20 protein-coding genes, 1 tRNA gene and 1 pseudogene are annotated in these 24364 nt (G+C 71.4%); 3 read left to right on the top strand and 19 right to left on the bottom strand.

The window, feature by feature from the left end; genetic code table 11:
* Positions 1 to 9 precede the first annotated feature (9 nt).
* The 6 genes and pseudogenes from OHU74_RS20225 to OHU74_RS20200 all read right to left on the bottom strand — a co-directional run.
* Positions 10 to 678, bottom strand: a pseudogene (locus OHU74_RS20225) (DedA family protein); the annotation flags it as partial.
* 83 nt (positions 679 to 761) lie between these two features.
* Positions 762 to 1520: a MerR family transcriptional regulator gene (locus OHU74_RS20220; protein WP_371617221.1), complete on the bottom strand. Its 759-nt coding sequence runs from the start codon at positions 1518 to 1520 to the stop codon at positions 762 to 764.
* 103 nt (positions 1521 to 1623) lie between these two features.
* Positions 1624 to 2136 carry a DinB family protein gene (locus tag OHU74_RS20215; RefSeq protein ID WP_371617220.1) on the bottom strand — a complete coding sequence of 171 codons (513 nt, stop codon included), beginning with the start codon at positions 2134 to 2136 and terminating at the stop codon, positions 1624 to 1626.
* A 92-nt stretch (positions 2137 to 2228) separates the two neighbouring features.
* Positions 2229 to 4304 (bottom strand): penicillin-binding protein 2, encoded by a 2076-nt coding sequence (gene mrdA, locus OHU74_RS20210; RefSeq protein WP_371617219.1) that lies wholly within the window; start codon positions 4302 to 4304, stop codon positions 2229 to 2231.
* Between the two features lie 60 nt (positions 4305 to 4364).
* Complete coding sequence (locus OHU74_RS20205; protein WP_330297840.1) at positions 4365 to 5822, bottom strand: aldehyde dehydrogenase family protein; 1458 nt, start codon at positions 5820 to 5822, stop codon at positions 4365 to 4367.
* A gap of 89 nt (positions 5823 to 5911) precedes the next feature.
* On the bottom strand, positions 5912 to 6772 hold the full coding sequence (locus OHU74_RS20200) for a helix-turn-helix domain-containing protein (protein ID WP_371617218.1): 861 nt from the start codon (positions 6770 to 6772) through the stop codon (positions 5912 to 5914).
* A 333-nt stretch (positions 6773 to 7105) separates the two neighbouring features.
* Here OHU74_RS20200 and OHU74_RS20195 point away from each other — a divergent pair, with 333 nt between their 5' ends.
* Positions 7106 to 7594: an ATP-binding protein gene (locus OHU74_RS20195; protein ID WP_371617217.1), complete on the top strand. Its 489-nt coding sequence runs from the start codon at positions 7106 to 7108 to the stop codon at positions 7592 to 7594.
* Between the two features lie 126 nt (positions 7595 to 7720).
* Here the strand turns inward: OHU74_RS20195 and OHU74_RS20190 are convergent, their stop codons facing one another.
* A complete protein-coding gene (locus tag OHU74_RS20190; RefSeq protein ID WP_112450436.1) occupies positions 7721 to 7957 on the bottom strand; it encodes a DUF397 domain-containing protein in 237 nt (78 codons plus the stop codon).
* Between the two features lie 104 nt (positions 7958 to 8061).
* Positions 8062 to 10107, bottom strand: coding sequence for an FUSC family protein (locus OHU74_RS20185; RefSeq protein WP_371617216.1), 2046 nt, complete (start codon positions 10105 to 10107; stop codon positions 8062 to 8064).
* A gap of 156 nt (positions 10108 to 10263) precedes the next feature.
* On the opposite strand from OHU74_RS20185, the gene tatA reads away from it, so the two are divergent.
* Positions 10264 to 10482, top strand: coding sequence for a Sec-independent protein translocase subunit TatA (gene tatA, locus OHU74_RS20180; RefSeq protein WP_371617215.1), 219 nt, complete (start codon positions 10264 to 10266; stop codon positions 10480 to 10482).
* Positions 10483 to 10509: 27 nt separating this feature from the next.
* Here the strand turns inward: tatA and OHU74_RS20175 are convergent, their stop codons facing one another.
* Positions 10510 to 11679: a DUF2786 domain-containing protein gene (locus OHU74_RS20175; RefSeq protein WP_371617214.1), complete on the bottom strand. Its 1170-nt coding sequence runs from the start codon at positions 11677 to 11679 to the stop codon at positions 10510 to 10512.
* A 196-nt stretch (positions 11680 to 11875) separates the two neighbouring features.
* Here OHU74_RS20175 and OHU74_RS20170 point away from each other — a divergent pair, with 196 nt between their 5' ends.
* Complete coding sequence (locus tag OHU74_RS20170) at positions 11876 to 13579, top strand: bifunctional 3'-5' exonuclease/DNA polymerase (RefSeq protein ID WP_371617213.1); 1704 nt, start codon at positions 11876 to 11878, stop codon at positions 13577 to 13579.
* 25 nt (positions 13580 to 13604) lie between these two features.
* Here the strand turns inward: OHU74_RS20170 and OHU74_RS20165 are convergent, their stop codons facing one another.
* The 10 genes from OHU74_RS20165 to OHU74_RS20120 all read right to left on the bottom strand — a co-directional run bounded on the left by OHU74_RS20165 (position 13605) and on the right by OHU74_RS20120 (position 24185).
* Complete coding sequence (locus tag OHU74_RS20165) at positions 13605 to 14876, bottom strand: hypothetical protein (RefSeq protein WP_371617212.1); 1272 nt, start codon at positions 14874 to 14876, stop codon at positions 13605 to 13607.
* A 98-nt stretch (positions 14877 to 14974) separates the two neighbouring features.
* A complete protein-coding gene (locus tag OHU74_RS20160; protein ID WP_371617211.1) occupies positions 14975 to 15490 on the bottom strand; it encodes a SigE family RNA polymerase sigma factor in 516 nt (171 codons plus the stop codon).
* 55 nt (positions 15491 to 15545) lie between these two features.
* A complete protein-coding gene (locus tag OHU74_RS20155; RefSeq protein ID WP_371617210.1) occupies positions 15546 to 16094 on the bottom strand; it encodes an N-acetyltransferase family protein in 549 nt (182 codons plus the stop codon).
* A gap of 131 nt (positions 16095 to 16225) precedes the next feature.
* Entirely contained in the window at positions 16226 to 17383 is a 1158-nt protein-coding gene (locus OHU74_RS20150; RefSeq protein WP_371619741.1) for a serine hydrolase domain-containing protein, read from the bottom strand.
* Between the two features lie 139 nt (positions 17384 to 17522).
* On the bottom strand, positions 17523 to 18374 hold the full coding sequence (locus OHU74_RS20145) for a hypothetical protein (protein WP_371617209.1): 852 nt from the start codon (positions 18372 to 18374) through the stop codon (positions 17523 to 17525).
* A complete protein-coding gene (locus OHU74_RS20140; protein WP_371617208.1) occupies positions 18371 to 20317 on the bottom strand; it encodes a GMC family oxidoreductase in 1947 nt (648 codons plus the stop codon). Before OHU74_RS20140 ends, OHU74_RS20145 begins: the two co-directional genes overlap by 4 nt.
* Positions 20314 to 20745 carry a hypothetical protein gene (locus OHU74_RS20135; protein WP_371617207.1) on the bottom strand — a complete coding sequence of 144 codons (432 nt, stop codon included), beginning with the start codon at positions 20743 to 20745 and terminating at the stop codon, positions 20314 to 20316. The genes OHU74_RS20140 and OHU74_RS20135 overlap by 4 nt, the downstream gene beginning before the upstream one ends.
* Positions 20746 to 21290: 545 nt before the next feature.
* Positions 21291 to 22223 carry a class I SAM-dependent methyltransferase gene (locus OHU74_RS20130; RefSeq protein WP_371617206.1) on the bottom strand — a complete coding sequence of 311 codons (933 nt, stop codon included), beginning with the start codon at positions 22221 to 22223 and terminating at the stop codon, positions 21291 to 21293.
* 214 nt (positions 22224 to 22437) lie between these two features.
* Positions 22438 to 22511 (bottom strand) — tRNA-Thr (locus OHU74_RS20125).
* Between the two features lie 105 nt (positions 22512 to 22616).
* Complete coding sequence (locus tag OHU74_RS20120; protein WP_371617205.1) at positions 22617 to 24185, bottom strand: alpha/beta hydrolase; 1569 nt, start codon at positions 24183 to 24185, stop codon at positions 22617 to 22619.
* Between the last annotated feature and the right edge of the window lie 179 nt (positions 24186 to 24364).

Here is a 24364-nt window from a genome sequence, read left to right as displayed (position 1 = left end):
GGTGGGGGTCTGCGGGTCCTGGCCGGCGCCGGTGCCGGAGTGCTCCGCGGACCCGACCGCCGACTTCTTCTCCTTGCGGCCCTTGACCACCTCGAAGATGACCGGGATGACGGAGATCAGGACGATGCCGATGAAGATCGGCTCGACGTTGTTCTTGATGAACTCGAACTGGCCGAGCTGGTAGCCCAGGATCGTGACGCCCGCGCCCCACAGGACGCCGCCGATGATGTTGAACATCAGGAAGGTGCGGTACTTCATCGCCGTCGCGCCCGCGACCATCGGCGCGAAGGTGCGGATGATCGGCACGAAGCGGGCGAGCACGATGGCCTTGGGGCCGTGCTTCTCCATGAAGTCGTGCGCCGCGTCGAGGTTCTCGCGCTTGAAGAGCCTGGAGTTCGGCTTGTTGAAGAGCTTCGGGCCGAAGACCTTGCCGATCATGTAACCGACCTGGTCACCGACGATCGCGGCGACCGCGATCAGGGTGCAGACCAGCCACAGCGGCTGCTTGATGACGCCGCTCGCGACGAACAGGCCCGCCGTGAAGAGCAGGGAGTCACCGGGCAGGAACGCGAAGAGGCCCGATTCCGCGAACACGATGACCAGGATGCCGATCAAGCCGAAATGCCCGATCAGGTACTCCGGGGAAATCCATTCGGGGCCGAGCGCGAGCATGTTCACGAGTTCCGGGCTCTCCTGGATCGGGGGGGTGTCCGTCCAATTATGAACGCACACCGCCCCCGCCTGGTTCCAGGGATCAGCCGCTACGACTTGCGCACCGCGTTGGCCATGATCGAGTCCCGCAGGTGCTCTGCGAGGCCCGGGCGCATGGAGTCGTAGAACGCCTTGAACCGCTCGTCGGCCACGTACGTCTCGCCGAGACCCGTGTGCATCTCGTACGAGCAGTCGTAGTACCGCGTCACGATGTGCTGGCGGTGCTCCTCGGCCATGTCCATGGCCGCTTCGCCGTCGGCGGGCTCACCCGCCTCCATCAGGGCCGCGTACCGGGCGCTCCAGTCGGCGACCTCGTCCTGGATCCGCTTCCAGTCGTCCTTGGTGTAGGTGGCGACCCGCTGCTGCGACTGGGCGTAGGCCTCGGTGTTGCCCCAGCGCCGCTCCGCCTCCTCCGCGTACTGCTCGGGGTCCTTGTCCCCGAACACCTCGAACTTCTCCTCCGGCGTGAGGTTGATGCCCATCTTCTTGGCCTCCATGGCGTGCTCCACGGCCGCGGCCATCTGCTGGAGCCGGGCGATCCGGTCGGACAGGAGGGCGTGCTGCCGGCGCAGGTGCTCCCTCGGGTCCGATTCCGGGTCGTCCAGCAGGATCGCGACCTCTTCGAGCGGGAAGCCGAGCTCCCGGTAGAACAGGACCCGCTGCAGCCGGTCGAGGTCGGCGTCGTCGTACCGCCGGTGCCCCGCGCTGCTGCGGCCGCTCGGGGAGAGCAGCCCGATCTCGTCGTAGTGGTGCAGCGTGCGCACCGTGACTCCGGCGAAACCGGCGACCTGGCCCACGGAGTAGCCCATCTCTTTCCGCTCCTCTGGTTGGGTACGCCCTCCACTGTGGGTCCTCACGCCACGTGAGGTGCAAGCCCTTCGGTCGAGCAGCCTCCGGGCCGAAAGAGACGACCTAGCCCATCGCCTTCTTGCCGTCGATGGTCTCGCGGATGATGTCGGCGTGGCCCGTGTGCCGGGCGAACTCCTCCACCAGGTGCAGGAGCATCCAGCGCATCGAGACCTTGGCGTCCTTGGGGAACCAGGGGGCCGGCGGGAGCGGGAAGGTGTCGTCCAGGCTGGGGACGGCGGCGATGAAGGCCTCGGTCTGCGCCGCCACCTCGTCCCAGAGGGCCAGGGCGGACGGGATCGTCTCCTCGCCGGTCAGGTGGAAGGAGTCGGACCAGGTCTCCATGGTGCGCTGGTGCGGGTTCGGCTCCTGCCGGGCCATGTACAGCCAGTTGCGCTCGCACTCGGCGGCGTGCTTGAGCAGGCCGGACAGGGACAGCTCGCTGGCGCTCGGGCGGCCGGCCGCCTGCTCCTCGCTCAGCCCTTCCACCGTTTCGCGGAGACCGGCGCGCTGGGCCCGGACGAAGGAGAGGAGCGTGCCGCGCTCGTCGCCGGGGACCTCTGTGGAAATCTGAGCCATGGCCGACCGCCTGCTTTCGGTGTGGTTCTTCCTGCTGACAAGAACCACGTTACGGAGCCTTGCGGTCAGCTTCTGTCCGCAATCGCCGGTGTCTACGGACCTTCCTGGCGGGCCGGCGGCAGCTCCGTCTGCGGCTTCGGGAGCAGGGCCTTCGACAGGTCCTGCTTGCCCTTCTCGTCCAGGCCGTACATGGCCTCGTAGATCTTGCGGACGGCCGGACCCGAGGCTCCGGAGCCGGTGCCGCCCTGGGAGATGGTCATGACGATCGAGTAGTCCTCGGTGTAGGAGGCGAACCACGAGGTGGTCTGCTTGCCCTGGACCTCGGCCGTACCGGTCTTCGCGTGCATCGGGATCTGCTTCTGCGGCCAGCCGCCGAAGCGCCAGGCCGCGCTGCCGGTGGTGGCCACGGCCGCGAGCGCCCCGTCTATGTCGTCGCGCAGCTCGGCGTCCATCGGGAGCCGGCCCTGCACCTTCGGCGCGATCTCCTTCACCGAGGCTCCGTCGGCGCTGACCACGGCCTTGCCGATGGCGGGCTGGTGGAGGGTGCCGCCGTTGGCGATGGCCGCGTAGATCGAGGCCATCTGGATCGGGGTGACGAGGGTGTCGCCCTGCCCGATGGAGTAGTTGATCGCATCGCCCTCGCGCAGCTGGTTGCCCTGGCGGCAGTTCTCGTAGGCGATCTTCTCGGCGTACGAGCCGTCCTTCTTGCCGTCGCGGCACCAGGCGGCCTTGTTCGCCTCGAAGAAGTCCTTCTTCCACTGGCGGTCGGGGACCCGGCCGGGGACCTCGCTGGGCAGGTCGATGCCGGTGGGCTTGCCGAGGCCGAACTCGTGGGCGGTCTTGAAGAAGATGTCGCCCGGCTGCGCCTTGGGCTTGATCCCGCCGTCCTTCTTCCACTCCTTGTCGGCGATGCCGTAGTAGACGGTGTCGCAGGAGACTTCCAGGGCCTTGCCGATGGTGATGTCGCCGTAGCCCTGGGACTCGAAGTTGGTGAAGGTCTGGCTGCCCACCGAGTACGAGCTCGGGCAGCCGTAGCGGTTGTTGAAGGGGTAGCCGGCGTTGACCGCCGCCGTGGAGGAGACCACCTTGAAGATCGAGCCCGGGGCCGCCTGGCCCTGGATCGCCCGGTTCAGCAGCGGGTAGTTCGACTCCTTGTCGGTCAGGGAGGCGTAGTCCTTCGAGGAGATTCCGCCGACCCAGGCGTTCGGGTCGTAGGTCGGGTTCGAGGCCATCGCGACGACCCGGCCGGTCTTGGCCTCCATGACCACGACGGCGCCCGAGTCGGCCTCGTAGTTGCGGTGCGTGTTCTTGTCGTAGCCCTTGCGGGCCTCGATCATCGCGTTGTTGAGCTCGCGCTCGGCCACCGCCTGCACCCGCGAGTCGATCGAGGTCACGATGTTCGCGCCGGGCTGTGCCTTGTCGCTGACGCCCTCGCCGAGGATCCGGCCGAGGTTGTCCACCTCGTAGCGGGTGATGCCCGCCTTGCCGCGCAGCTCCTTGTCGTAGGTGCGCTCCAGGCCGCTGCGGCCCACCTGGTCGGAGCGCAGGTACGGGGAGTCGGAGTTCTTGGCCTTGGTGATCTCCGCGTCGGTCACCGGGGAGAGGTAGCCGAGCACCTGGGAGGTGTTGGCGCCGTCGGGGCCGGCGTAGCGGCGCAGGGCGGTGGGCTCGGCGGTGATGCCGGGGAACTGCTCGGCGTGTTCCCGGATCTCCAGGACCTGGTCGGTGGTGGCCTCGTCGGTGATGGGGATCGGCTGGTACGGGGAGCCGTTCCAGCAGGGCTTGGGGGTCTTGGCGTCGCACAGCCGGACGCCGTTGACCACGTCCTCGGGCTTGAGGCCCAGTACCCCGGCGAGCTGGGTCAGGACGCCCTTGCCGCGGTCCTTCATCTTGGAGAGGTCGGTGCGGCTGGCGGAGACCACCATGCGGGTCTCGTTGTCGGCGAGCGGGATCCCGCGGGAGTCGAGGATCGAGCCGCGCACGGCCGGCTGGACCACCTGCTGGGTGTTGTTGTTCTTCGCCTCGTCCGTGTATTCCTGGCCGTTGCGTATCTGGAGGTACCAGAGCCGGCCGCCGAGCGTGAGCAGCAGCGAGAACACCACGATCTGGATCATGATGAGCCGATTCTGGACCCGGGGTGTGCGCCCGGTCTCCGGTATGTTGCTCAACTCGGCTCTCCCCCGGACGCGTCCTGGCCTGACGCGTCCGAGTCTAGGTCTCCCGGCGGGCTAGAACGGGAACCGGGTCCGGCCGTGCTGGACCGAGATCCATTTCTGGGTGGTGAAGGCCTCGATCGTGGCCTCGCCGTTCAGCCGTCCCAGCCCCGAGGCCTTCTCCCCGCCGAACGCGGCCAGCGGCTCGTCGCCGATGGTGGAGTCGTTGACGTGGATCATCCCGGTCTCGATCCGCTGCGCGAAGCGGACCCCGCGCTCGACGTCGCGGGTGTGGACGGCGCCGCTGAGCCCGTACGGGGTCGCGTTGGTGAGGCGGACCGCCTCGTCCTCGCCGTCGAAGACCACGAGCAGCGCGACAGGGCCGAAGATCTCCTGGCCCAGCAGCGGGGAGTCCTCGGGGAGCCCGGCCAGGACGGTCGGCTCGACCAGGTTGCCGCGCGTGGAGCCGCGTACGAGCGCCTGCGCGCCGGATTCGACGGCGCGGTCGACGAGCGCGGTGAGGGCGTCGGCCTGGAAGGAGTTGATCAGGGGGCCGATGTGGGTGTCGGCCTCGTGCGGGTCGCCGGTCTTCAGGCCGCGCACGCGGGCGGTGAACTTCTCGGTGAACTCCTCCGCGACCGAGACGTCGACCAGGATCCGGTTGGCGGCCATGCAGACCTGGCCCTGGTAGACGAAGCGGCTGAAGACGGCCGCGTCCACCGCGTAGTCGAGGTCGGCGTCGTCGAGGACGACGAGCGCGCTGTTGCCGCTGAGCTCCAGGACCGTCCGCTTGAAGTGGCGGGCGGCGACGGCGCCCACGTGCCGGCCGACCCGGTCGGAACCGGCGAAGGAGATGACCTTGGGGACGGGGTGGGTCAGGAGCGCGTCGCCTATCTCGGCTATGTCCGTGACCAGGACGTTGAGCAGCCCGGCCGGGAGCCCGGCCTCCTCGAAGATCTTGGCGATGACCCCGCCGCCGACCACGGGTGCGTTCTGGTTCGGCTTGATGACGACCGCGTTGCCCAGCGCCAGGGCCGGTGCCACCGACTTGAGGGTGACGAGGAAGGGGAAGTTGAACGGGCTGATCACGGCGACGACCCCGACGGGCAGGCGCTGGACCCGGTTCTCCTTGCCCTCGACCGGCGAGGGCAGGATGCGGCCCTCGGGGCGGACGGCCAGCTGCATGGCCTCGCGGATGAACTCCTTGGCGAGGTGGACCTCGTACTCGGCCTTGGGACGGGTCCCGCCGAGCTCGTCGATCATCGCCTCGACGATCTCCTTCTCGCGCTCCTCGGTGATCCGCAGGGCGCGTTCCAGGACGGTGCGTCTGGCGTACGGGCTGGTGGCGGCCCATTCCTTCTGGGCGCGCTCGGCGGCGCGGTAGGCCCGGTCGACCTGCTCGACGGTGGCCACGGTGATGGCCGCGAGCTTCTCCCCGTTGTACGGGTTGACGTCGATGATGTCCCAGGAACCGGTACCGGCCAGCCATTCGCCGTCGATGTACTGGTGAGCCACGTCGTCGAATATGGACATGCCATCCCTTACTGCGAGCGCGCACCCTTGCGCTGCACCGGATCCCGATCGGCCGTCATGCACTGATCGGTCGTCATACTACGTGTGTATTAAGACAGTTGGAGCAGACCGCGAAGGAGATCCCGGGTCTGTCCGGGGTCGGGGCAGTCCGCCTGGAGGCGCAGCATCGCCCTTTCGTACTGCCCCACTTCCTCGTCCTTGTCCAGGTAGAGGGCGCTGGTGAGCTGTTCCAGATAGACGACGTCCTGGAGGTCGGACTCGGGGAAGCGCAGCAGGGTGAAGGCTCCGCTCTCGCCGGAGTGACCGCCGAAGGAGAAGGGCATCACCTGGAGCTGTACGTTCGGGCGCTGCGAGATCTCGATGAGGTGCTCCAGCTGACCGCGCATCACGTCGCGGTCGCCGTACGGGCGGCGCAGGGCTGCCTCGTCGAGGACGGCGTGGAAGACGGGCGCGTTCTCGGAGACGAGGACCTTCTGGCGCTCCAGGCGCAGCGCGACGCGGCGGTCGACCTCGGCGCGGCCGGCGCCGGGCATGCCGCGGCTGACGACCGCCTGGGCGTAGGCCTCCGTCTGCAACAGGCCGTGCACGAACTGGACTTCGTAGATGCGGATGAGGGAGGCGGCGCCTTCCAGTCCGACGTACGTCTGGAACCAGCCCGGCAGGACATCGCCGTAGCTGTGCCACCAGCCGGCCACGTTGGCCTCGCGGACCAGCCCCAGGAGGGACTCCCGCTCCGCGCCGTCCGTGACTCCGTAGAGCGTGAGGAGGTCCTCGACGTCTCTGGACTTGAAGCTCACCCTTCCCAACTCCAAGCGGCTGATCTTCGATTCGGATGCGCGGATCGAGTAGCCGGCCGCCTCACGGGTGATGCCGCGGGACTCTCGGAGCCTCCTGAGCTGTGAGCCCAGGAGTATGCGGCGCACCACAGAACCACTGGCTTCTGCGGTCACTGGTACTGCCCTCCCCAGTCTGCGATGGGTGCACTTTTCATATGGCTGCGTCGCAGGGGCCCCCGTGCCCCTCAGGGCCCGCAGTCTGCCACCAAAACGCATCGGCCCGTACTCGTTCTGTAACGGAATCCGGCCCGCCGTCAAAGAAGTCCGTAAGTATGCGTAGGAAGAAATGAGCAAGAACCGTCACGGGAGGGGACAGGTCCGGCGCGTGCACGTGCATCTGCCCTTGCATCCGGCTTCGGCATTCGGAACCATGGTCCCGCGCACCTGCGTGCCCCGCAGTTCTTTCGAATCCCGGGAGTGCCTCGCATGGGGACGAATGGATCGACCATGCTCGAGCCGTTACGGCAGGGGCTTCCCCCGGTCGACCCCACGGCTGTCTCCGGGTCCGCGTCATGCGCGCTGCCCGCCCGGTACGACGCGGTACGCGGAGCACGCACCTTCACGCGTTCCACGCTCTCCCAATGGGGCCTCGACGACCGCTTCGACGATGTCGCGCTGGTCGTCTCCGAACTCGTCACCAACGCGCTGCGCCATGCCCTCCCGGACGATTCCCGGCAGGGTACGGGCGAGGCGGAGCCGGCAGTGCGGCTGCACCTGATGCGGTGGAGCACCCGGCTGGTGTGCGCGGTGCGGGACCCCAGCGAGGACCGGCCCGGCGGGAGTTTCGCACCCGAGGCGACCGAGGCCAACTGCGACCTGGAGTCGGGGCGCGGGCTCTTTCTCGTCGACTCCTACAGCGACAGCTGGGGCTGGCATCCACTGGCGGGGCGGCTGACCGGCAAAGTGGTCTGGGCGCTGTTCACGCTCCAGGACTGACCCGGCACCCACGCCGGAGCGAACCGGGACGAATACGGCAACTGGCCGGGATTGATCATTGCGATCAGTCCCGGCCAGTGCACGTGCATGGCTTGAAACCCGGTGCCGTGCCGGTCGGGTGTGGGGTCAGCTGATCAGGTGATCGAACTCGCCGTCCTTGACACCCAGCAGCAGCGCTTCTATCTCGGCCGGCGTGTACACCAGCGCCGGTCCGTCCGGAAACCGCGAGTTGCGCATGGCGACGTCGCCTCCGGGCAGTTTGGCGAACTCCACACAGGAACCTTGAGAGTTGCTGTGTCTGCTCTTCTGCCAGGTCACTCCGTCAAGCTCTGCAGCTGCCATCCCGTTGTACGCGTGGTCCACAGGAAGCCCCCGATAGTGCAGATGTCAACTGCACCGGATCATAGCTGTGTTCAAGAGCGCCTGCATGGGCAGATGCACGTGCACGAGCGGAGCCCCCGGCCCCGCTACGCCGTGAGCGCCTCGGAGACCTCGTCCAACGAGTCCAGCAGCTGCTCCGCGGCGCCCCTGAGCACCCCCGACTCCGGGGCGTCCCAGCCGGCCAGCACCGCCCGGACCCCGTCCCACTCGGGCACCTTGCGCTCCCGGACCGCCTTGGCCCCCGCCTCCGTCGCCGTGCGCAGCTCCCGGGCCAGGGCGGCGGCTCCCGGGTCCGGGGGCTGTGCCCGGTCCGGGAAGTGCGCTTCCAGGAGCATCGTGTGGCGGCCCATCGCCGCCATGGCGTGACCCGCCTCCTCGGCCGCCGCACGCGAGATCCCGCGGTGGCGCACCGGCTCCCCCGCGGCCCGGTCCACCGCGTCCTGCCAGGCCACCCGGGCGTCGCGGACCGCCAGCAGCGCATCGCGCACGTCTGCCCGGCGGGCCCCGGCCGGATCGGCGTACTGCCCGAGCACGGCTTCCGCGTACCGGCCCGCGGCCGCCACCCAGTCGGCCAGGCGGGTCCGCAGCCGCGGGGTCTCCCAGGCCGGGTAGACGGCGTAGGCCACCATCGCCAGGACCCCGCCGAGCAGGGTGAGGGCGACCCGGTCGGGCACGGTCTGGTCCCAGCGCAGACCGCCCATGCCGAGCAGGAAGACGACGTAGGCCGAGACGAAGACCATCGAGACGGCGTATCCGGTGCGCATGAGCGTGTACATCAGGCCCGCGCTGACGACGGCGAGGAGCCCGGACATCCACATCCCCGGGTGCGCGAGCTGCACGACCGCGGTGGCCACCGCCACCCCGACCAGGGTGCCGCCGAACCGGGCGACGGCCCGTGTGTAGGTCTGGGTGAAGTCGGGCCGCATGACCATGACGGAGGCCATCGGGGCCCAGTAGGCGTGACCGAGCGGCAGCGCGTGGCCGATCAGGTAGCCGGAGCAGGCGACCGCGGTGACGCGCACCGCGTGCCGCAGGACCGGGGATCCGGGCCGCAGCTCGGCCCGTACGGAGGCCAGCACCTTCGGCACGAGCTGCACCAGCGTGGGCCGCAGCATCGACTCCCCCGGGTCGGCGGTGCGCCCCGAGCGCGGCTCGGCGGTCTCGAGCACGTCGTCCAGCAGGGCGGCCAGGCGCCGCGCCGCCCGCAGCGGAGCCCCCTGGAACACGTCGGCGGTGTCCGGCGCCTTGAGCAGGGCCAGCGCCGGCGAAGGCAGCCGTACGGGGTCCCCGCGGCGGATCGCGTGCGCCGCGGCATCCAGGACCGACCCGGCGGCGGCGAGCAGTTCCCGCACCCTCTCCCGCGCCGGCCCCTCGGCCGGAGCCCCGACCGCCGGGTCCGCGAGCGAGGCCAGCACCGGGCGGATCCGCTCCGCGAGCCCCCGCGCCCCGTGCAGCTCGGCGGGGCGGCGGCGGGCCTGGCGGGCGGTCACGGTCGCGGCGGCCCGCGCCTTCATCAGCGGCTCCGGGTCGAAGGAGGCCAACGGGTCGTGGCGCAGGCGGCGCGCGTAGTCGGCCTCGGCCGCGAGCGCGTCGGCGAGGGCGTCGCGCTGGGCGCCCCAGCGGCGGACCGGGAAGAGGACGATCAGCAGGGCCTGGACCACGCCCCCGGCGGCGATCATCCCGGCGTGCCCGGCGGCCTGCGGTACGGAGGTGGGCAGGGTGACGGTGACCAGCATGATCGCGACGTTGCCGGAGGCGATCATCCCGGCGGTGGGCCCCGCCGCCCACATCAGGCCCGCCACGAAGCACCAGACGGCCAGCAGCAGCATGAAGGCGAGGGTGTTCGAGGAGCCGACGAGATAGCCGATGAAGGTGGACGCGGCCAGCGTCAGCCCGGCGGCGAGCGCGAGGACGGGACGCGGCCGCCAGCTCTTCTGGAAGGTGGCGACGGCGGCCATGTACGCGCCGAAGGCGGAGCTGGCGGCGGCGCCGGGACCGAGGAGGGCGAGGCTCACGCCGATGACGAGGGCCAGCCCGGCGGCGGCGCGGACGGCGATGAGGGGTTCGAGACGGGTCCGCTCGACCGTCATCCCGGATCGGGCGGTGTCCTTCAGCGCCCGGACCCAGCTCATGGCACCGAGCGTAACCGTCGGCCCCTCTTCAGGTCTTCTTCAGACATCGCCCGATCTATGGCGCCGTCGCCCGAAACCGCCGATCATCGGCCCGTCGGTGCAGTTCGCCGCTGCTCCGGCATCCGTCCCGGCAGCCTTCGGAAGGTGGGTACACGCATGCTCAGGAACGGCCTGGAACCTTGGCACGTGGCCATCGTCGTGATCGTCTGCCTGATGCTCTTCGGCTCGAAGAAGCTCCCCGAGATGGCGCGGGGGCTGGGCAAGTCCGCGCGCATCCTGAAGGCGGAGGCAAAGGCGCTGCGCGAGGAGACGGACGCACCGGCGCCCGCGGCGGCCCAGGCAGCCGCGCCCGTACCCGCCCCCACGGAGCGCTGAGCCCTCACCCGCCCTCCAACCCCGGGGTCACTTCCGCAGGGACTGCCGGCTGCCGTCCGCCATGTGCGCCCGGTCGGCCGCGGCCGTGCCGTCCTCCCAGCCCGCGAGGTCGGTGGCCCCGCGCAGCCGGGTCGTGGTGGTGCGCGGGAACATCTCGTCGGCACGTGAGGTGACGGCCACGTCCCGGGCGACCAGGGCGGGCAGGTTGTCGGGGGCTTCGGCCGCCGTGTGCTCGGCCGTCTCGGCGAGCCGCTGGCCGAGCCGGCTCGCGTAGGCCAGGAGGAAGGACTGCCGGAAGGTCTTGGTGCGCTTGCGGCCGCCCGCCCGCTGCCCGGCCTCGGCGCGGGTCATGGCCGCGGTGCCCTGGACGAGGAGCGAGGTGTAGAGCAGCTCCACCGCCTCCAGGTCGCTTTCGAAGCCGACGACGGTGGAGAACTCGTAGCCGCTGTTCCACACGGAGCGGCAGCGGTTCGCGGTCGACACGGCGTCGAGCAGCACCGCCTTGGCCTCCTCGTACGGGGCCTCGACCCCGATCCGGCAGGCGCCGGGAATCTGCTTCGTGCCCGTCCTGACCGCGAGCAGCGCCTCGTCCACGGTGTGGCGGGCCATCAGCTCCTGCGCCTTCGCGCTGAGCGCCTCGGCCTCCTCCGGGAAGGTCGTGGCCTCGGCCTTCGCGAGCAGGGCCCGGATCCGTCCGAGCATCCGGGGTTCGATGTGCGCGTGCTCCAGCAGCGCGCCGCTCTCGTCTCCGGGCAGGGGCCCGACCGGCTCGATGGACGGCAGCCGGATCAGCAGCCGGAACACCTCCAGGACGGCCCCGGCCAGGGTGAACCGGTCGGTCCGCTCCCGCTGGGCGAGCCGCTCCCCGTAGCCGGTGTCCTCGCCCCACCAGGCCTCGGCGTCGGTCCACCGCTCGGGCAGCCGCGCGTACCGCCGGGCCTCGGCGGCTATCAGGTCCTCGCAGATGCGCACGTGCGTCTGCTCCAGGTCCCGCCGTACGAGCCGCAGTACGTCGGCGGGCTGCCAGCCCCGCTCCCAGGCCTGGCGCACGTAGCCCTCCCCGCGCGCGAGCAGCGCCTGCCCGACCCCGGCCCACCGCTCCCCCTCGGCGACGAGCATCGACGCCCCGGCATCCAGCCCGGCGTCCTCCTGGGTGTACAGCGCGGCCTCACAGGCCCGCTCGACGATGTCTCTCACACCACCCAGCTTGGCATGTGGGCCGCCGGGCAAATCCAGCCCCGCCGGCGTTTGAGGCGCGGGGTCCGGGGCGGAGCCCCGGGGAACGGTGGAAGGGCGGGTAGGGGACTCGCCCCGCAGGGCACCCGGCGGCACCGCAGAGCGACCCGCGCGGCAGCGACACCCACTGTCAGCCCCCGGTGGGACACTCGCACCCATGACCGACCACACCCCCCGGTGGGCCCTGGCCGAAGACGGCGACGGCCAGTGGCAAGCCACGCCGCTGAACCCCACCACGGGCGGAACCACGGCCGGCCCCGGCCCCCGCATCACGACCGAAGACCCCGCGGAAGCGATCCGCGCCGCGCCCCCGGGCACCCGATGGGTCTGGGCCTCCACCCCCGCCGTCTACCCCCGCCTCCTCCAGGCCGGCACCCGCATCGACCGCTGCCACGACATCGAGGACGCCGAGCTGCTCCTCCTCGCCCACGAGGGCCGCCTCGGCGAACCCCGCTCCGCGGCCGCCGCCTGGGCCCGTCTCACGAACGCCCCCGTACCGCCGGATCCTCCGCAGCGCGCCGCGGTCCCCGCCGCCCAGGATTCGCTCTTCAACCCCCAGCCCCCGCCCCTCCCCCTGGACGCCCTGGTCGCCGTCCACGCCGACCAGGTGAAACGGATCGAGGCCACCGCCCACCCCGCCCGGATGCGGCTGCTCGTCGCTTCGGAATCGGCGGCGTTCCTCGTGGCCGCCGAGATGAACCGGGCGGGCCTGCCCTGGCGGGCCGACGTGCACCGGGCGCTGCTCACCGAGCTGCTCGGCGAGCGGTACGCGGGCGGCGGCCAGCCCCGCCGCCTGGCCGAGCTCGCCGACGCGGTCTCCGCCGCGTTCGGCCGGCGCGTACGGCCCGAGTTGCCCGCCGACGTCATCAAGGCCTTCGCGGGGGCCGGGATCAAGCTGAAGTCCACCCGCCGCTGGGAGATCCAGGAGCTCGACCATCCGGCGGTGGCCCCGCTCCTCGAGTTCAAGAAGCTGTACCGGATCTACACCGCCCACGGCTGGAGCTGGCTCGCGGACTGGGTCCACGAGGGCCGCTTCCGCCCCGAGTTCATCCCGGGCGGCACCTACACCGGCCGCTGGGTCACCAATGGCGGCGGGGCCCTGCAGATCCCGAAGGTGATCCGCAGGGCCGTGGTCGCGGACCCGGGCTGGCGGCTGGTGGTGGCCGACGCGGACCAGATGGAGCCGCGGGTGCTCGCCGCGATCTCCCGGGACCCCGCCTTCATGGAGGTGGCCGGCCGCCCGGAGGACCTGTACACCTCCATCTCCCGCCAGGGTTTCTCCGGCGACCGCGACATGGCCAAGATCGCCGTGCTCGGTGCGGTGTACGGGCAGACCTCCGGGGACGGCCTGAAGAACCTGGCCGCGCTCCGCCGCCGCTTCCCCAAGGCGGTGGCCTACGTGGACGAAGCCGCGAAGGCGGGCGAGGAGGGACGGCTCGTACGGACCTGGCTGGGCCGCACCTGTCCGCCGCCGGCCGAGCCGGCGGAGCCCGGGGAGGGCGGGGAGGCGGGGGCGAGCGGGCAGGCCGCCGACGCCTGGACCCCGAGCTACGCCTCGACCGACGCGCGGGCGCGGGGCCGCTTCACCCGCAACTTCGTGGTGCAGGGCAGCGCCGCGGACTGGGCGCTGCTGCTGCTCGCGGCCCTGCGCCAGTCGCTCGCGGCGGCCGGGATGCGCGCCGAGCTGGTCTTCTTCCAGCACGACGAGGTCATCGTCCACTGCCCCGAGGAGGAGGCGCAGGCGGTGGCCGCGGCGATCCGCGAGGCGGGCGATCTGGCGGGCCGCATCACCTTCGGCGAGACCCCGGTCCGCTTCCCGTTCACCACCGCGGTGGTCGAGTGCTACGCGGACGCGAAGTAGCGGGGCGCGGCGGCGCCGCCGGCCCCTAGTACCCGAACCCGGACCACTTGACGCCCGTCGCCATGTCCCTCAACTGCTCGATGCTCAGCGCCGGTTCCTTGCGGGTCGGCGCTCCGCTCACCACTTTGGTGTTGAATGCCGACACGATCACCCGGGTCCCGTTGGTCCGCAGCACCTCCGCTTGCCACACGACGGCCCCCGCGGTCTCGCCGTTCCGCTTGCGGGACAGGATCTTCGTGCCGTCGGGCAGTGTCTCCGCGCTCGTGAACAGATCCGCCCACATGCCCGGATGCTTCGGGCTGTCGGGCTGGATCTGGAGGCTGACCAGGGCCTGGCCCTTGCCGTCGTCGATCACGGCGTAGCTCAGGTCGCTGCCGCCCGGTTCCTTGCTCAGGACCTTCGTCTTGGAGTCGCGCAGCATGGCGTCCAGCACGTCCTCGGGCGCGGGCCCCTTCGCGACCGGCGGCGACTCGGTCCGCGCGGCCGGCAGGTCCTTCAGGGCGGGCAGCCACAGCGGGGAGGTGGTGAAGGCCTTGAGCTGCGCGAGGGTCAGCGGCGGCGAGCTCCGGGTGGTGGCCTCGCCCTTCTCGGCCGGCGCGTTGTGCTCCTGCACGTCGACCAGGTATCCCTGCGGGGTGAGCAGCGTGGCACGCCAGTTCTTCGTGTCCTCCCGGCGGTCGGGGTACTCGTAGCCCTGGAAGAGCAGGAGCTTCGAGCCGTCCGCGAGTTTCTCGACGGTGCAGCTGTCGAAGGAGAGCTGGATCTTGGACGGGCAGGTGACCATCTCGGCGGAGGACTGGCCCTGCGGGTCCACGCGCGAGAGTCCGATGCCGATGGAGGCCCCGCCCTTGCCGTCGTCGAAGACCCCGCTCACCATCGGGCCCGGGCCCTCGCCGGTGCCCCGCGCCTGCGCCCCGGTGACCGTTCCGCCCGGCAGCAGCTGCTTGAACACGCCGATCAACTGCTCGGCGGAGACGGCTCCGCTGCCGGTACGGGGCTTCGAGCCCTGGTCCGGGTCCTCGCCGGACGACGGCGAGGCCGGCGGGGACGGCGCCGGGACCGCCGCCACATTCACGGGGCCGCCGGAGCCGCCCGCGCCGAAGAGGCCGCCCGTGTAGGCGCCGGCCGTGCCGATCACCGCCAGGGCGAGGGCGGAGCCGCCGACCACGGCGGCCCGGCGGCGGGCGACCAGGCGCCGTCCGCGGCGTTCGCCGGCTTCGACGAGGTCCAGGCCGTCGGTGCTGAAACCGTCCCCCGCTCGCCGGAGGGCTTCGCCGAGCTCATCTTCAAAGGGCATGCGGAATCAGACCTTCCGTCCAGGGGTGTCATGAGGTGAGGGCTGGAGAAGAGCATCGGAGGGGCGGGCCGAGCCGGCGCAGGGCGACTCGGGGCGGCTCAGCGCCCGGCGAACTCCGCGAGCGAGTCGCCCAGTTGTTCCCTGAGCCGGCCGAGCGCCCGCGAACTGCGGGTGCGGACGGCCGCCGAGCTGACGTTCATCGCGTCGGCGGTCTCCTCGACGCTGCGGTCCTCCCAGTACCGCAGCACCAGGACCACCCGGTCCTTGGGCGCCAGTCCGCCCAGCGCCTGCAGCAGGGTCAGCCGCAGCGCCGGATCCCCGCCGCCCGCCGCCGCGACGCCCGGTTCGGGGAAATCCCCCACCGGGCGCTCCCCCGAGGAGCGGCGGCGCTGGTGCGTCAGGAAGGCGCGCACCAGCACGGTTTGGGCGTAGGCGGCGGGGTTGTCGATCCGGTTGATCCGTCCCCAGAGGAGGTACATCCGCCCCAGGGTCTCCTGTACGAGATCTTCCGCGAGATGGGTGTCGCCGCTGGCCAGGAGGCAGGCGGACCGGTACAAATGCGCCGATCTGCCTTCCGCGAACTCACGGAACCCATCTCTGCGCCCCTGCCGCATCCGCTCCCCCTCACGCCCGTCTCACCTCATTGACGCAACGGGACGGGAGAATGTTTCAACCTTCCTGAGAAGACTTCGACGGCTTCGCCGAAACCTCGGAGAGGTCGTGGAAGTAGGCGTGGAATTCCTCGCGGACGAACCCCTCCGCCTCGTAGAGCCCCTGCGCGATGTGGTTGTCGTACGCCGTCTCCAGCTGTACGCCCGCCACCCCGGCCTCCCGCGCCCGGCGCAGCACCTCGCGCAGCAGCGCGCGGCCCGCGCCCGTACGGCGGCCGGCCGGGGCCACGTACAGGTCGCCGAGCAGCCACGCCGTCCGCATGGAGAGCGAGGAGTGCATCGGGTAGACCTGCGTGAAGCCGACCGTTCCCGCGCCCGGGACCTCGGCGAGCAGCACGAAGGAGTCGCCGCCCGCCAGCCGCTCGGCCAGGAAGGCCCGCGGGCGCTGCGGGTCCTCGACCTCCACCTCGTAGAAGTCGAGGTAGCCGCGGAACAGCTCGGCCGCGATGTCCAGATCCGCCTCGTCCGCCTGCCGCAGGACCACCCCGGAGCCGTCCGGGGCGACCTGCGCCACGCCCGCTCCGCCCTGCGTCGACTGACCGTTCATGTTGCTCTCCCTAGTCCACTCCCACGCGCCGAAGCCATTGTGCGCGGAGGGGGACGGCCAGGGGAGCGGCGACCCCTCGAATGCTCAGCTCAATGCTCAGCCCATCGCTCAGCCACGGCTCAGCCCACGGCTCAGTTCTTCCCGGTCACGGGCTGGGCCGGCAGCGTGAACACGTGGTGCGGGGTGATCGCCCGGGTGATCGCCTCGCCGAACACCGTGCTCGGCTCGGAGCCCTCGTAGGAGATGTCCGTGTTGAGCAGCACGACCATGGTGGCCTTGGACTCCGGCAGGTACACGGTCAGCGACCCGTAGCCGGGCAGGGAGCCGTTGTGCCCGACCCAGCCGGCGATCTTGAAGATGCCCAGGCCGTAGCCGGCGTCGGGGAGCGCCGGAATGACCTTCAGCCGCTGGGCCTGGGTGGCCGGGGTCAGCAGCTCACCCGTCGCGAGCACCCTGGCCCACGTCCGCAGGTCGGCGAGGTCGGAGATCATCGCCCCGGCGGCCCAGCCCCAGGAGGGGTCCCAGTCGGTCGAGTCCTCGACCTTTCCGGTGGCCGTCTGGTCCGTGTAGCCCTGGGCGTGCGGGCTCGGGAACTCGGCGCCGGTCGGGAAGAGGGTGTGCTTCAGCCCGGCGGGTTCGATGACCTCCTTGGTGATGTTGTCGGCCAGCGACTGCCCGCTGATCTTCTCCACCACGAGGCCGAGCAGGATCAGGTTGGTGTTGCAGTAGTAGAACTTCGCGTCGGGCTCGAACAGCACCGGGTGCTTGAAGGAGTAGGCGAGCAGTTCCTGCGGGGTGAACGGCTTGCGCGGATCGCTGGTCAGGGCCTTGTAGAAGCCGTCGTCGGCGGAGTAGTTGAACAGCCCGCTCCGCATCTCGGCCAGCATGCGCAGCGTGATCCGGTCTCCGTTGGGCACCCCGTCGATGTACTTCCCGATGGGGTCGTCCAGCCCGATCTTCCCCTCGTCGACCAGCTTCAGCAGGGCCGTCACGGTGAAGGTCTTGGTCTCGCTGCCGATCCTCATGAGCATGCCGTCGGTCATCGGCTGCCCGGTCGCCTTGTCGGCGACCCCGAAGGCCCGTACGTACTCGCCCTTGCCCGGCGCCGACAGCGACACCTGCACCCCGGGCACCTTGGTCTCCGCCAGAACCTTGCGGACGACCGCGTCGAGCTTGCGCGCCACCTCCGGGGTGAGCTGCGGAAACTCGTCGGAGGCGGCCGACACCGCGGCCACCGGGGGTGCGGGCGCGTCCCACGCGTACCCGACACCGGCCCCCACGGGCACCATCAGGAGCCCCACTGCGGCCACTCCCACCGCCGCCCTGCGCAACCGTGTCGTGCTCACCCATTCAACGTAATCCCGCCCCTGCACCGCGGCGACCGGAGCCGGGGCAGGGCCTTGGGCTCCGAGCTCCCGGCTCCGGCGCCTACCCGAGGTAGTAGGGCCGGTTGTGCGCCGCGACCGGCGGTGACTGGTAGGACCACGCCCCGGCCGCGGGGGTGTCGCCGATCAGCCGGGTGAGGTCCTGGCCGGCCTCCGCCGTGGAGTCGTGGACCGTGAGCCGCACTCGGGCGGCGGTGTCCGGGCCGAGGGTGTACTGGCGATAGGGCTGGTAGACGTTCATCGGCCCGGCCAGTGCCCTGCCGGACTCATCGGTGCCGTAGCCGGTGATCGGCGTGTTGTTGGCCGGGGTGTGGTCCAGGCCCGTCAGATCGGCGGTGAAGGAGAACAGGTCGGCCTCGTGGCGGGTGATGCTCTCGGCGTCCGGGCCGGGGGAAGCCTTCTTGCACTGCACCGACCAGACCTCTCCCCGCGGCCCGTTGAGGGAGGGCATCGCCGCCTCGAACCAGCCGGGGGACTTGGGCTCGGCGTACAGCTTGCGCCCGGCGTCGATGGCGAAGGGGTTGTCGCACAGGACGTGGATGCGGGCGATGCCGAGCAGCTTGGTCTGGTCGTAGCCGTGGGCGTACTCCTCGTACCCCAGGCGGGGCAGCCGGCCCGCGGCTCCGGTCGGGAAGGCGACGATGTTCACCTCGATCTCCTGGGTGACGCCGCCGCCGAAGGAGTACTGGGCGAAGTAGAGCTGGTAGTTGAGCGACACCAGGGCCTGCCCGTCGAACTCCGCCGCGCTCAGGGCCGGGTGGTGTTTGGCCAGCAGCTCGCGCACCGGCTGCGGATCGACCAGGAAGTCCAGGCCGATGTGGTGCAGGGCGCCGTAGTGGAAGGGGAGTTGGAAGGGGGCCGCGACGGGCGGCAGGGGCAGCGGACCGGGGGTCATGAGGCGGCTCCGGGGGTGGCGGGGGCGAGCGGGGATCGGTGGACCCGGCCGGCGAGGGCGGCGGGTCGGTCGCGTGCCGAGAGATCGCGTTCGATCCGATCGGCACTGCGCAGGGCGAGGGCGGCCATCGTCAGGGTGGGGTTGGAGGTGGCGACCGAGGGCATGCTGCCGCAGCCGACGGCGTACAGGCCCGGATGGTCCCAGCAGCGCTGCCACTCGTCGACCACGGAGGTGTCCGGGGAACCGCCCATGATGTGGGTGCCCGCGGCGTGCCCCGCGCCCCGGTAGGCGTACGGCCGCCCGTCGTGGACGAAGTGTCCCGGCCAGGCCGGACCGGGCGAGTGGTCCGTGTGGTCCTCGGCGCCGAGCAGCGCGAAGATCTGGTCGGAGACCGCCCTGGCCGCCGCCATCCCGTCCTTCACGTGCTGCGAGAGGTCGTACGTCACCACGGGGCGGGGCAGACCCAGCGCATCGCGGCGGTCGTGGTCGAGGGTGACCCGGTTGGCCGGGTCGGCGCCCTGCTCCATCTCGAACTGCAGGGCGAACTGCCGCCCGACCCGGTCCCGGAGGGCAGCGCGCAGCTCGGCCCCGAACAGCCCGCGGCCGTCCTCGCCCCCGGTGCGCAGCAGCTCCGCCACGTCCCCGTCGACGGGGCCCTTCGCCCACACCCAGCCCCAGTTTCCGATTTCGATCCGGAACGGGGCACGGGAGCGGCGGGCCGGGCCGAAGCGGAAGCCCTCCAGACCCGAGGTGGAGCCGGGCCCGCGGTAGGGCCCGATCTGTTCGGGCATCAGCCCCCAGGTGAGCAGCACCGGATGGTCCATCAGGTTGCGCCCGACCTGGTCGCTGCGCCGGGCCAGGTCCGAGAGCAGCAGCAGCCGGGCATTCTCGATGGCGTGCGCGGCCAGCACGACGACGTCCGCCGAGGCCCTGCCCGCCACGGCACCCGTCCCCTCCCCCTCCCCGTAGGAGAGGTATTCGACCCCCTCGGCCCGGCCGTTGCCGTCGACGAGGACCCGGCTGACGACGGCCCGGTCGACCAGCCGCACGGTCGGACCCCACTGGCCCTGGGTCTTCAGCGGCGTGTACTTGGCGTGGGTCGGACAGATGGGAATGCAACTGGCGCTGCCCCCGCACCGGCTGCCCGCATCCGGCCGCCCGCCCGCACCGACGGGCACGAACCCCGCGCCACCGTCGTAGGAGGGGTTCGGGTCACCGTTTCGGCCGTGCGGAGTTCCGGTCACCCGCAACTCGACCGGTACGCCCGCGGCCGGATCCTTGACGGACCGCCCGTCGAGCCGCCCGGCCATGACCCGGTCCAGGTGGCCGGCGGGCAGGGGGTGCATGGGGAAGACGTAGCCGTCCGGGAACGGCAGGCCGACGTGGTCGCGCTGCTCCCCGACATCGGCGGCGACCCCGATCTCCCGTTCCGCAGCCCGGTAATAGCCCTCCAGCTCCTCATAACCAACGGGCCAGCTGCGCCCGTAGCCGAAGTCCTCGGTCCGGAAGTCCTCGGGATGCATCCGCGGGGTCAGTCCGGTCCACACATTGCCGGTACCCCCGTTGACCCGCACGTACCCGCTTCCGTACGGGAGCCCGCCGCGCTGCACGACGTACCCCTCGGCCCGGTAGCCAACCCGACCCCCACCGCCGCCGCGGCCCGCGATGTCGGTGACCTCGGGCCAGGGCGCAGCCGGGTGGGCCCGATAGGGGGAGCCGGGCACCTTGGCCACCGCCGAGCGGTACCGCTCCAGCGCCTCCAGATGCCCCTGCGCCGGATCGGCCGCACGCTCCCCCGCCTCCAGCACCAGCACCCGCCGACCCCGCGCACCCAGCACCTTCGCCACCAGCGACCCGGCGACCCCCGCCCCCACCACGATCACGTCGTAGCGCGGCCCGGGGATGCCCTGCGCCCCCGGCATTCCGCTCGCCGTCACCTTCACCGGCCCGCCTCCGCGCCCCGGGAACCCGCCGCGGGCGGCTCGGCCCACGTGCCGAAACCCGGCTGGACGGTACCGGGCGCGCTCCCGCCGATCGTCCGCCACACCAAACCCCCGGCGTACGCGCGGGAGGACACGACGAACGGCTCTTCCCCCCTCACCCCCGGCCAACAGCCGGTGTACCAGAGCTGCGCGACGGCCCGGGCCGCCTCCACCACCCCTTCGTCACCACCCGGCCCATCCACTCCGCCCGACCGCCCGACCGCACCGGCGAGCCGCCCCAACCCCTCGCTCCCGATCCGCTCCAGCACGACGGCCGCGTACTCCTCCGCCAGCCCCAACCCCTCGAGCTCGGCAGCACTGAACCCGGTCAGCAATGCGGACACCGCGACGAACTCACCAACGCCGCCCACCACTTCCCCGCCCGCCATACACCCGTCCCCCAGCCACTTCGACAGCCCACCACCCGACCCCGGGCACACGGCTGAGATAAATGCCCACCCCCCACCACCCCAACCGCCCGGATCCGGACAAACTCCACCACCCCAACAAGCCGATCCCTCTCGGGGGCCACGCATGAGATCGGCGTCCGGGAGCGGGGTTACGGCCGGTCAGCCTGCCGATCCGCTGATCACTCGTCGCAGTGGACTACCGCTGGGGGCAGAACCCCACCCCGATGTCAGACGTTCCGATCAGCAGACACACGCCAAGGCACCCCAGACGCTGCCGCGTCCTTCGCCTTCTTCCCCGGCCTCCCCCACGTCATCGACTGAGGCGCGATCATCACTTCCCTCGCCGTCGGCGCCCTGGCCCGCTGGGCCCGGCAGTCCCACATGACGAGGAAGCACACCTACTGATCCGAACGGCCGGACCCGCTCACGCAAAAGCCCCTCCGTCATCACCATGGAGGGGCTCCTGTGGGGCAGAAATGGCAAGACCCCCACCGGGCTCGGTCGCCGCGGAGGCTGCCGGTCTCCTACAGCCAGCGGCGTGCCGTGCGGGTCAGGACCGGGGGCAGGAGGTCCTTGGCCAGGCGGCGGACCAGTGGGCTCTGCCGGGGCGGGGTGCGCCGTGACGGTACTGCCGCGGGGGCAGGGCCCGGCTCAGGGGCCCGGCCGGGGGCGGAGGCCTCGTAGCGGGAGCGGGGGTGCGCCGGGGGGACCGCCTTGCGGCCGGTGATCCGGATCAGGGGTGCGCCGGCCACCTCCTCCACCCCGTGCCACAGGTCCTCGCGGCCGGCCAGGAACACGGCCAGTTCCGTGCGCAGCGGTTCGGGGTCGTCCCAGGTCGCGTACATCTTGTGCTGGGTGATGCACAGGACGTGCAACCGCCGTGCGTCCACGGCTCCCCAGACGGCCGCCGCGACGCCCGGGCAGTGCTCCGCCCTGAAGTCGTCGAAGACGACGACCGCTCCGGGAGCGGCCAGCAGCCGCGAGGTCTCCACGTCCGTGCGCACGTGTGCGTACAGGTGCGAGGCGTCCACATGGACGAAGCGGCAGGAGGCGGGCCTGACGCGGTCGGGGAGGACCGCCGTCACCGCCTGCACCACCGTCGGCAACTCCTCGTGGAAGGCCCGGTAGTTGGCCTCGAACGCCCGCCGCGTCAGGGTGGCGTACGAGCGTTGCATCTCGCCGTCGTTGCTGTCGTCCTCGGCCGGGGAATCGAAGAGGTCGCAGACCGTGAACTCCTCCCCCTCCTTGAGGTATCCACCGACGAAGATGGCGCTCTTGCCGAGGTAGGCGCCGAGTTCCAGAAGGTCTCCGCCACCCGCCGGATCGGCGTTCTGCCGGCTCAGGAACCAGTCGAAGAGGATCTGGTCGGCCGGCCAGAACCACCCCTTCACCTCGTCCAAACGCGTGGGCACGGGCAGGTTCGCGGATTCCTCGGACTGCACAAGCGGTTCGGTCATGGAGTGGACATCCCCGGGGCGAGGTGGATCGGTCGGTCCGGCGAGGATGCGGGTTCCAGATGACGACACGGCGAACGGCCGCCAGCCGTACAGCGGCACGCGGACACACGCTGTCGGTACACCACACGACCCCGAGTTGCCCGGGCGGCGGGGCGCGATCCCTGAAATAGCAAAACCCCCAGGTCACGGCGAGTGAGTCCTGGGGGTTCTACAGAGCCGCCTTCGGGATTCGAACCCGAGACCTACGCATTACGAGTGCGTTGCTCTGGCCAGCTGAGCTAAGGCGGCACCGCTGGAAAGACAAGAATTTCCTTGGGAGGAGGCTCTCATCAGCAGCGGCGCCAAGTCTACAGGGTTAAACGGGGTGCCCCGAACCGGCGTCCGGGGGGCGGGTCAGCACTTCTTGCCGGCCGTCGGAGGGGTGCCCTCCAGGAGGTAGCGGTTGATCGTCGAGTCGATGCAGTCGCTGCCGCGGCCGTAGGCGGTGTGGCCGTCTCCGTCGTACGTGAGCAGGACGCCCGAGTCGAGCTGGCCCGCCAGGGCCTGGGCCCACTTGTACGGGGTCGCCGGGTCGCGGGTGGTGCCGACCACCACGATCGGCGGGGCGCCCTTCGCGGTCAGGGCGCGGGCCGTGCCGGTGGCCTTGACCGGCCAGTACGTGCAGTTCAGCGAGGCCCAGGCGAGGCCCGCGCCGAAGACCGGGGAGGCCTTCTCGAAGGAGGGCAGCGCCTTGTCGACCGCCTCGGGGCCGTCGAAGGCCGGGGGCTGGTCCAGGCAGTTCACCGCGGCGTTCGCGGACATGAGGTTGGCGTACTTGCCGTCCGGCTCGCGCTCGTAGTAGCTGTCGGCGAGCGCGAGGAGGCCGTTGCCGTCGCCGTTGTTCGCGGCCGTCAGGGCCTCGCGCAGCTGCGGCCAGGCGTTCTCGTCGTACAGCGCGGCGATCACCCCGGTCGTGGCCAGGGCCTCGCCTAGTACGGGGCGGGCCCGGTCGGTGGTGGGGACCGGCTGGGCGTCGACCTTGCGGAAGAACTCCTTCAGTCGCTGTGCCACCGCGTCCGGGCTGCCCTGGCCGAGCGGGCAGTCGGCCTGCTTCGCGCAGTCCGCGGCGAAGGCGCGGAAGGCCGTTTCGAAGCCCTCCGTCTGGTCCCGGTTCAGTTCGAGCGCGGGGCGGGCCGGGTCCATCGCCCCGTCCAGGACCAGCCGGCCGGCGCGGCTCGGGTAGAGGTCCGCGTACGTCGCCCCGAGGAACGTGCCGTACGAGGCCCCGACGTAGTTCAGCTTCTCGTCGCCCAGGGCCGCGCGCAGCACGTCCATGTCGTGGGCCACGTCCACGGTCGAGACGTGCGGAAGGACCCGCTGCGAGTGGGCCTGGCAGGCGGCCGCGAACTCCTTGAAGGCCGCCACGAGCAGGGCGCGCTCCGCCGCGTTGTCCGGGGTCTGGTCCACCTGCGTGTACTTGTCCATGGCCGTGCCGGTCAGGCATTGCACGGGGCTGCTGCGGTCCACGCCACGCGGGTCGAAGGAGACCATGTCGTAGGCGGCGCGGACCTGCGCCGGGTACCCGATGCCGGCGTAGGCCTGGAGGTATCCGATGCCGGAGCCGCCCGGACCGCCCGGGTTGACCAGCAGCGAGCCGAGCCGCTTGCCGGGGCCGGTGGCCTTGTGGCGGGCCACCGCGATGTCGACGTCGCCGGCCTCGGGGTGCTCGTAGTCCAGCGGGGCCTTCATGGTGGTGCAGTCGAAGCCGGGGACACCGCAGTCGCGCCAGCTCAGCTTCTGGTCGTAGTACGAGCGCAGCGCGGCCGGGGTCGCGGCCGCGGGGGCCGAGGGGGCGGCGGAATCCCCGCGGGAGGACGCGGCGGCCTTTGGTCCCCCCGAACCGCCCGAAGTGCATCCGGAGAGCAACAGCCCCGCGGCGGCGATCACGGTCCCGGTGGTGCGCAGCAGGCGACTGGTGTCCATCCTCGGAGCCTACGGCCTGCGGGCGTCCCGGCGGCCTCGGGCCCCACGCCGGGCGGCGGACCGCCGCCCGGGGGCGGCCCTGCGTCCCGCACGGACCGGCGGCGTCCTGGAGACTCCCTCCGGACCGCTCGAAGGGGTGAATTGGACAAAGAGGGTTGCTGCCCTGCGGAGTCGTGGGG

The sequence above is a fragment of the Streptomyces sp. NBC_00454 genome (assembly GCF_041434015.1).
Taxonomy (GTDB): domain Bacteria; phylum Actinomycetota; class Actinomycetes; order Streptomycetales; family Streptomycetaceae; genus Streptomyces.
The sequence above is the reverse complement of the archived record's forward strand: the minus strand, read 5'-3'. Positions and strand labels throughout refer to the sequence as shown.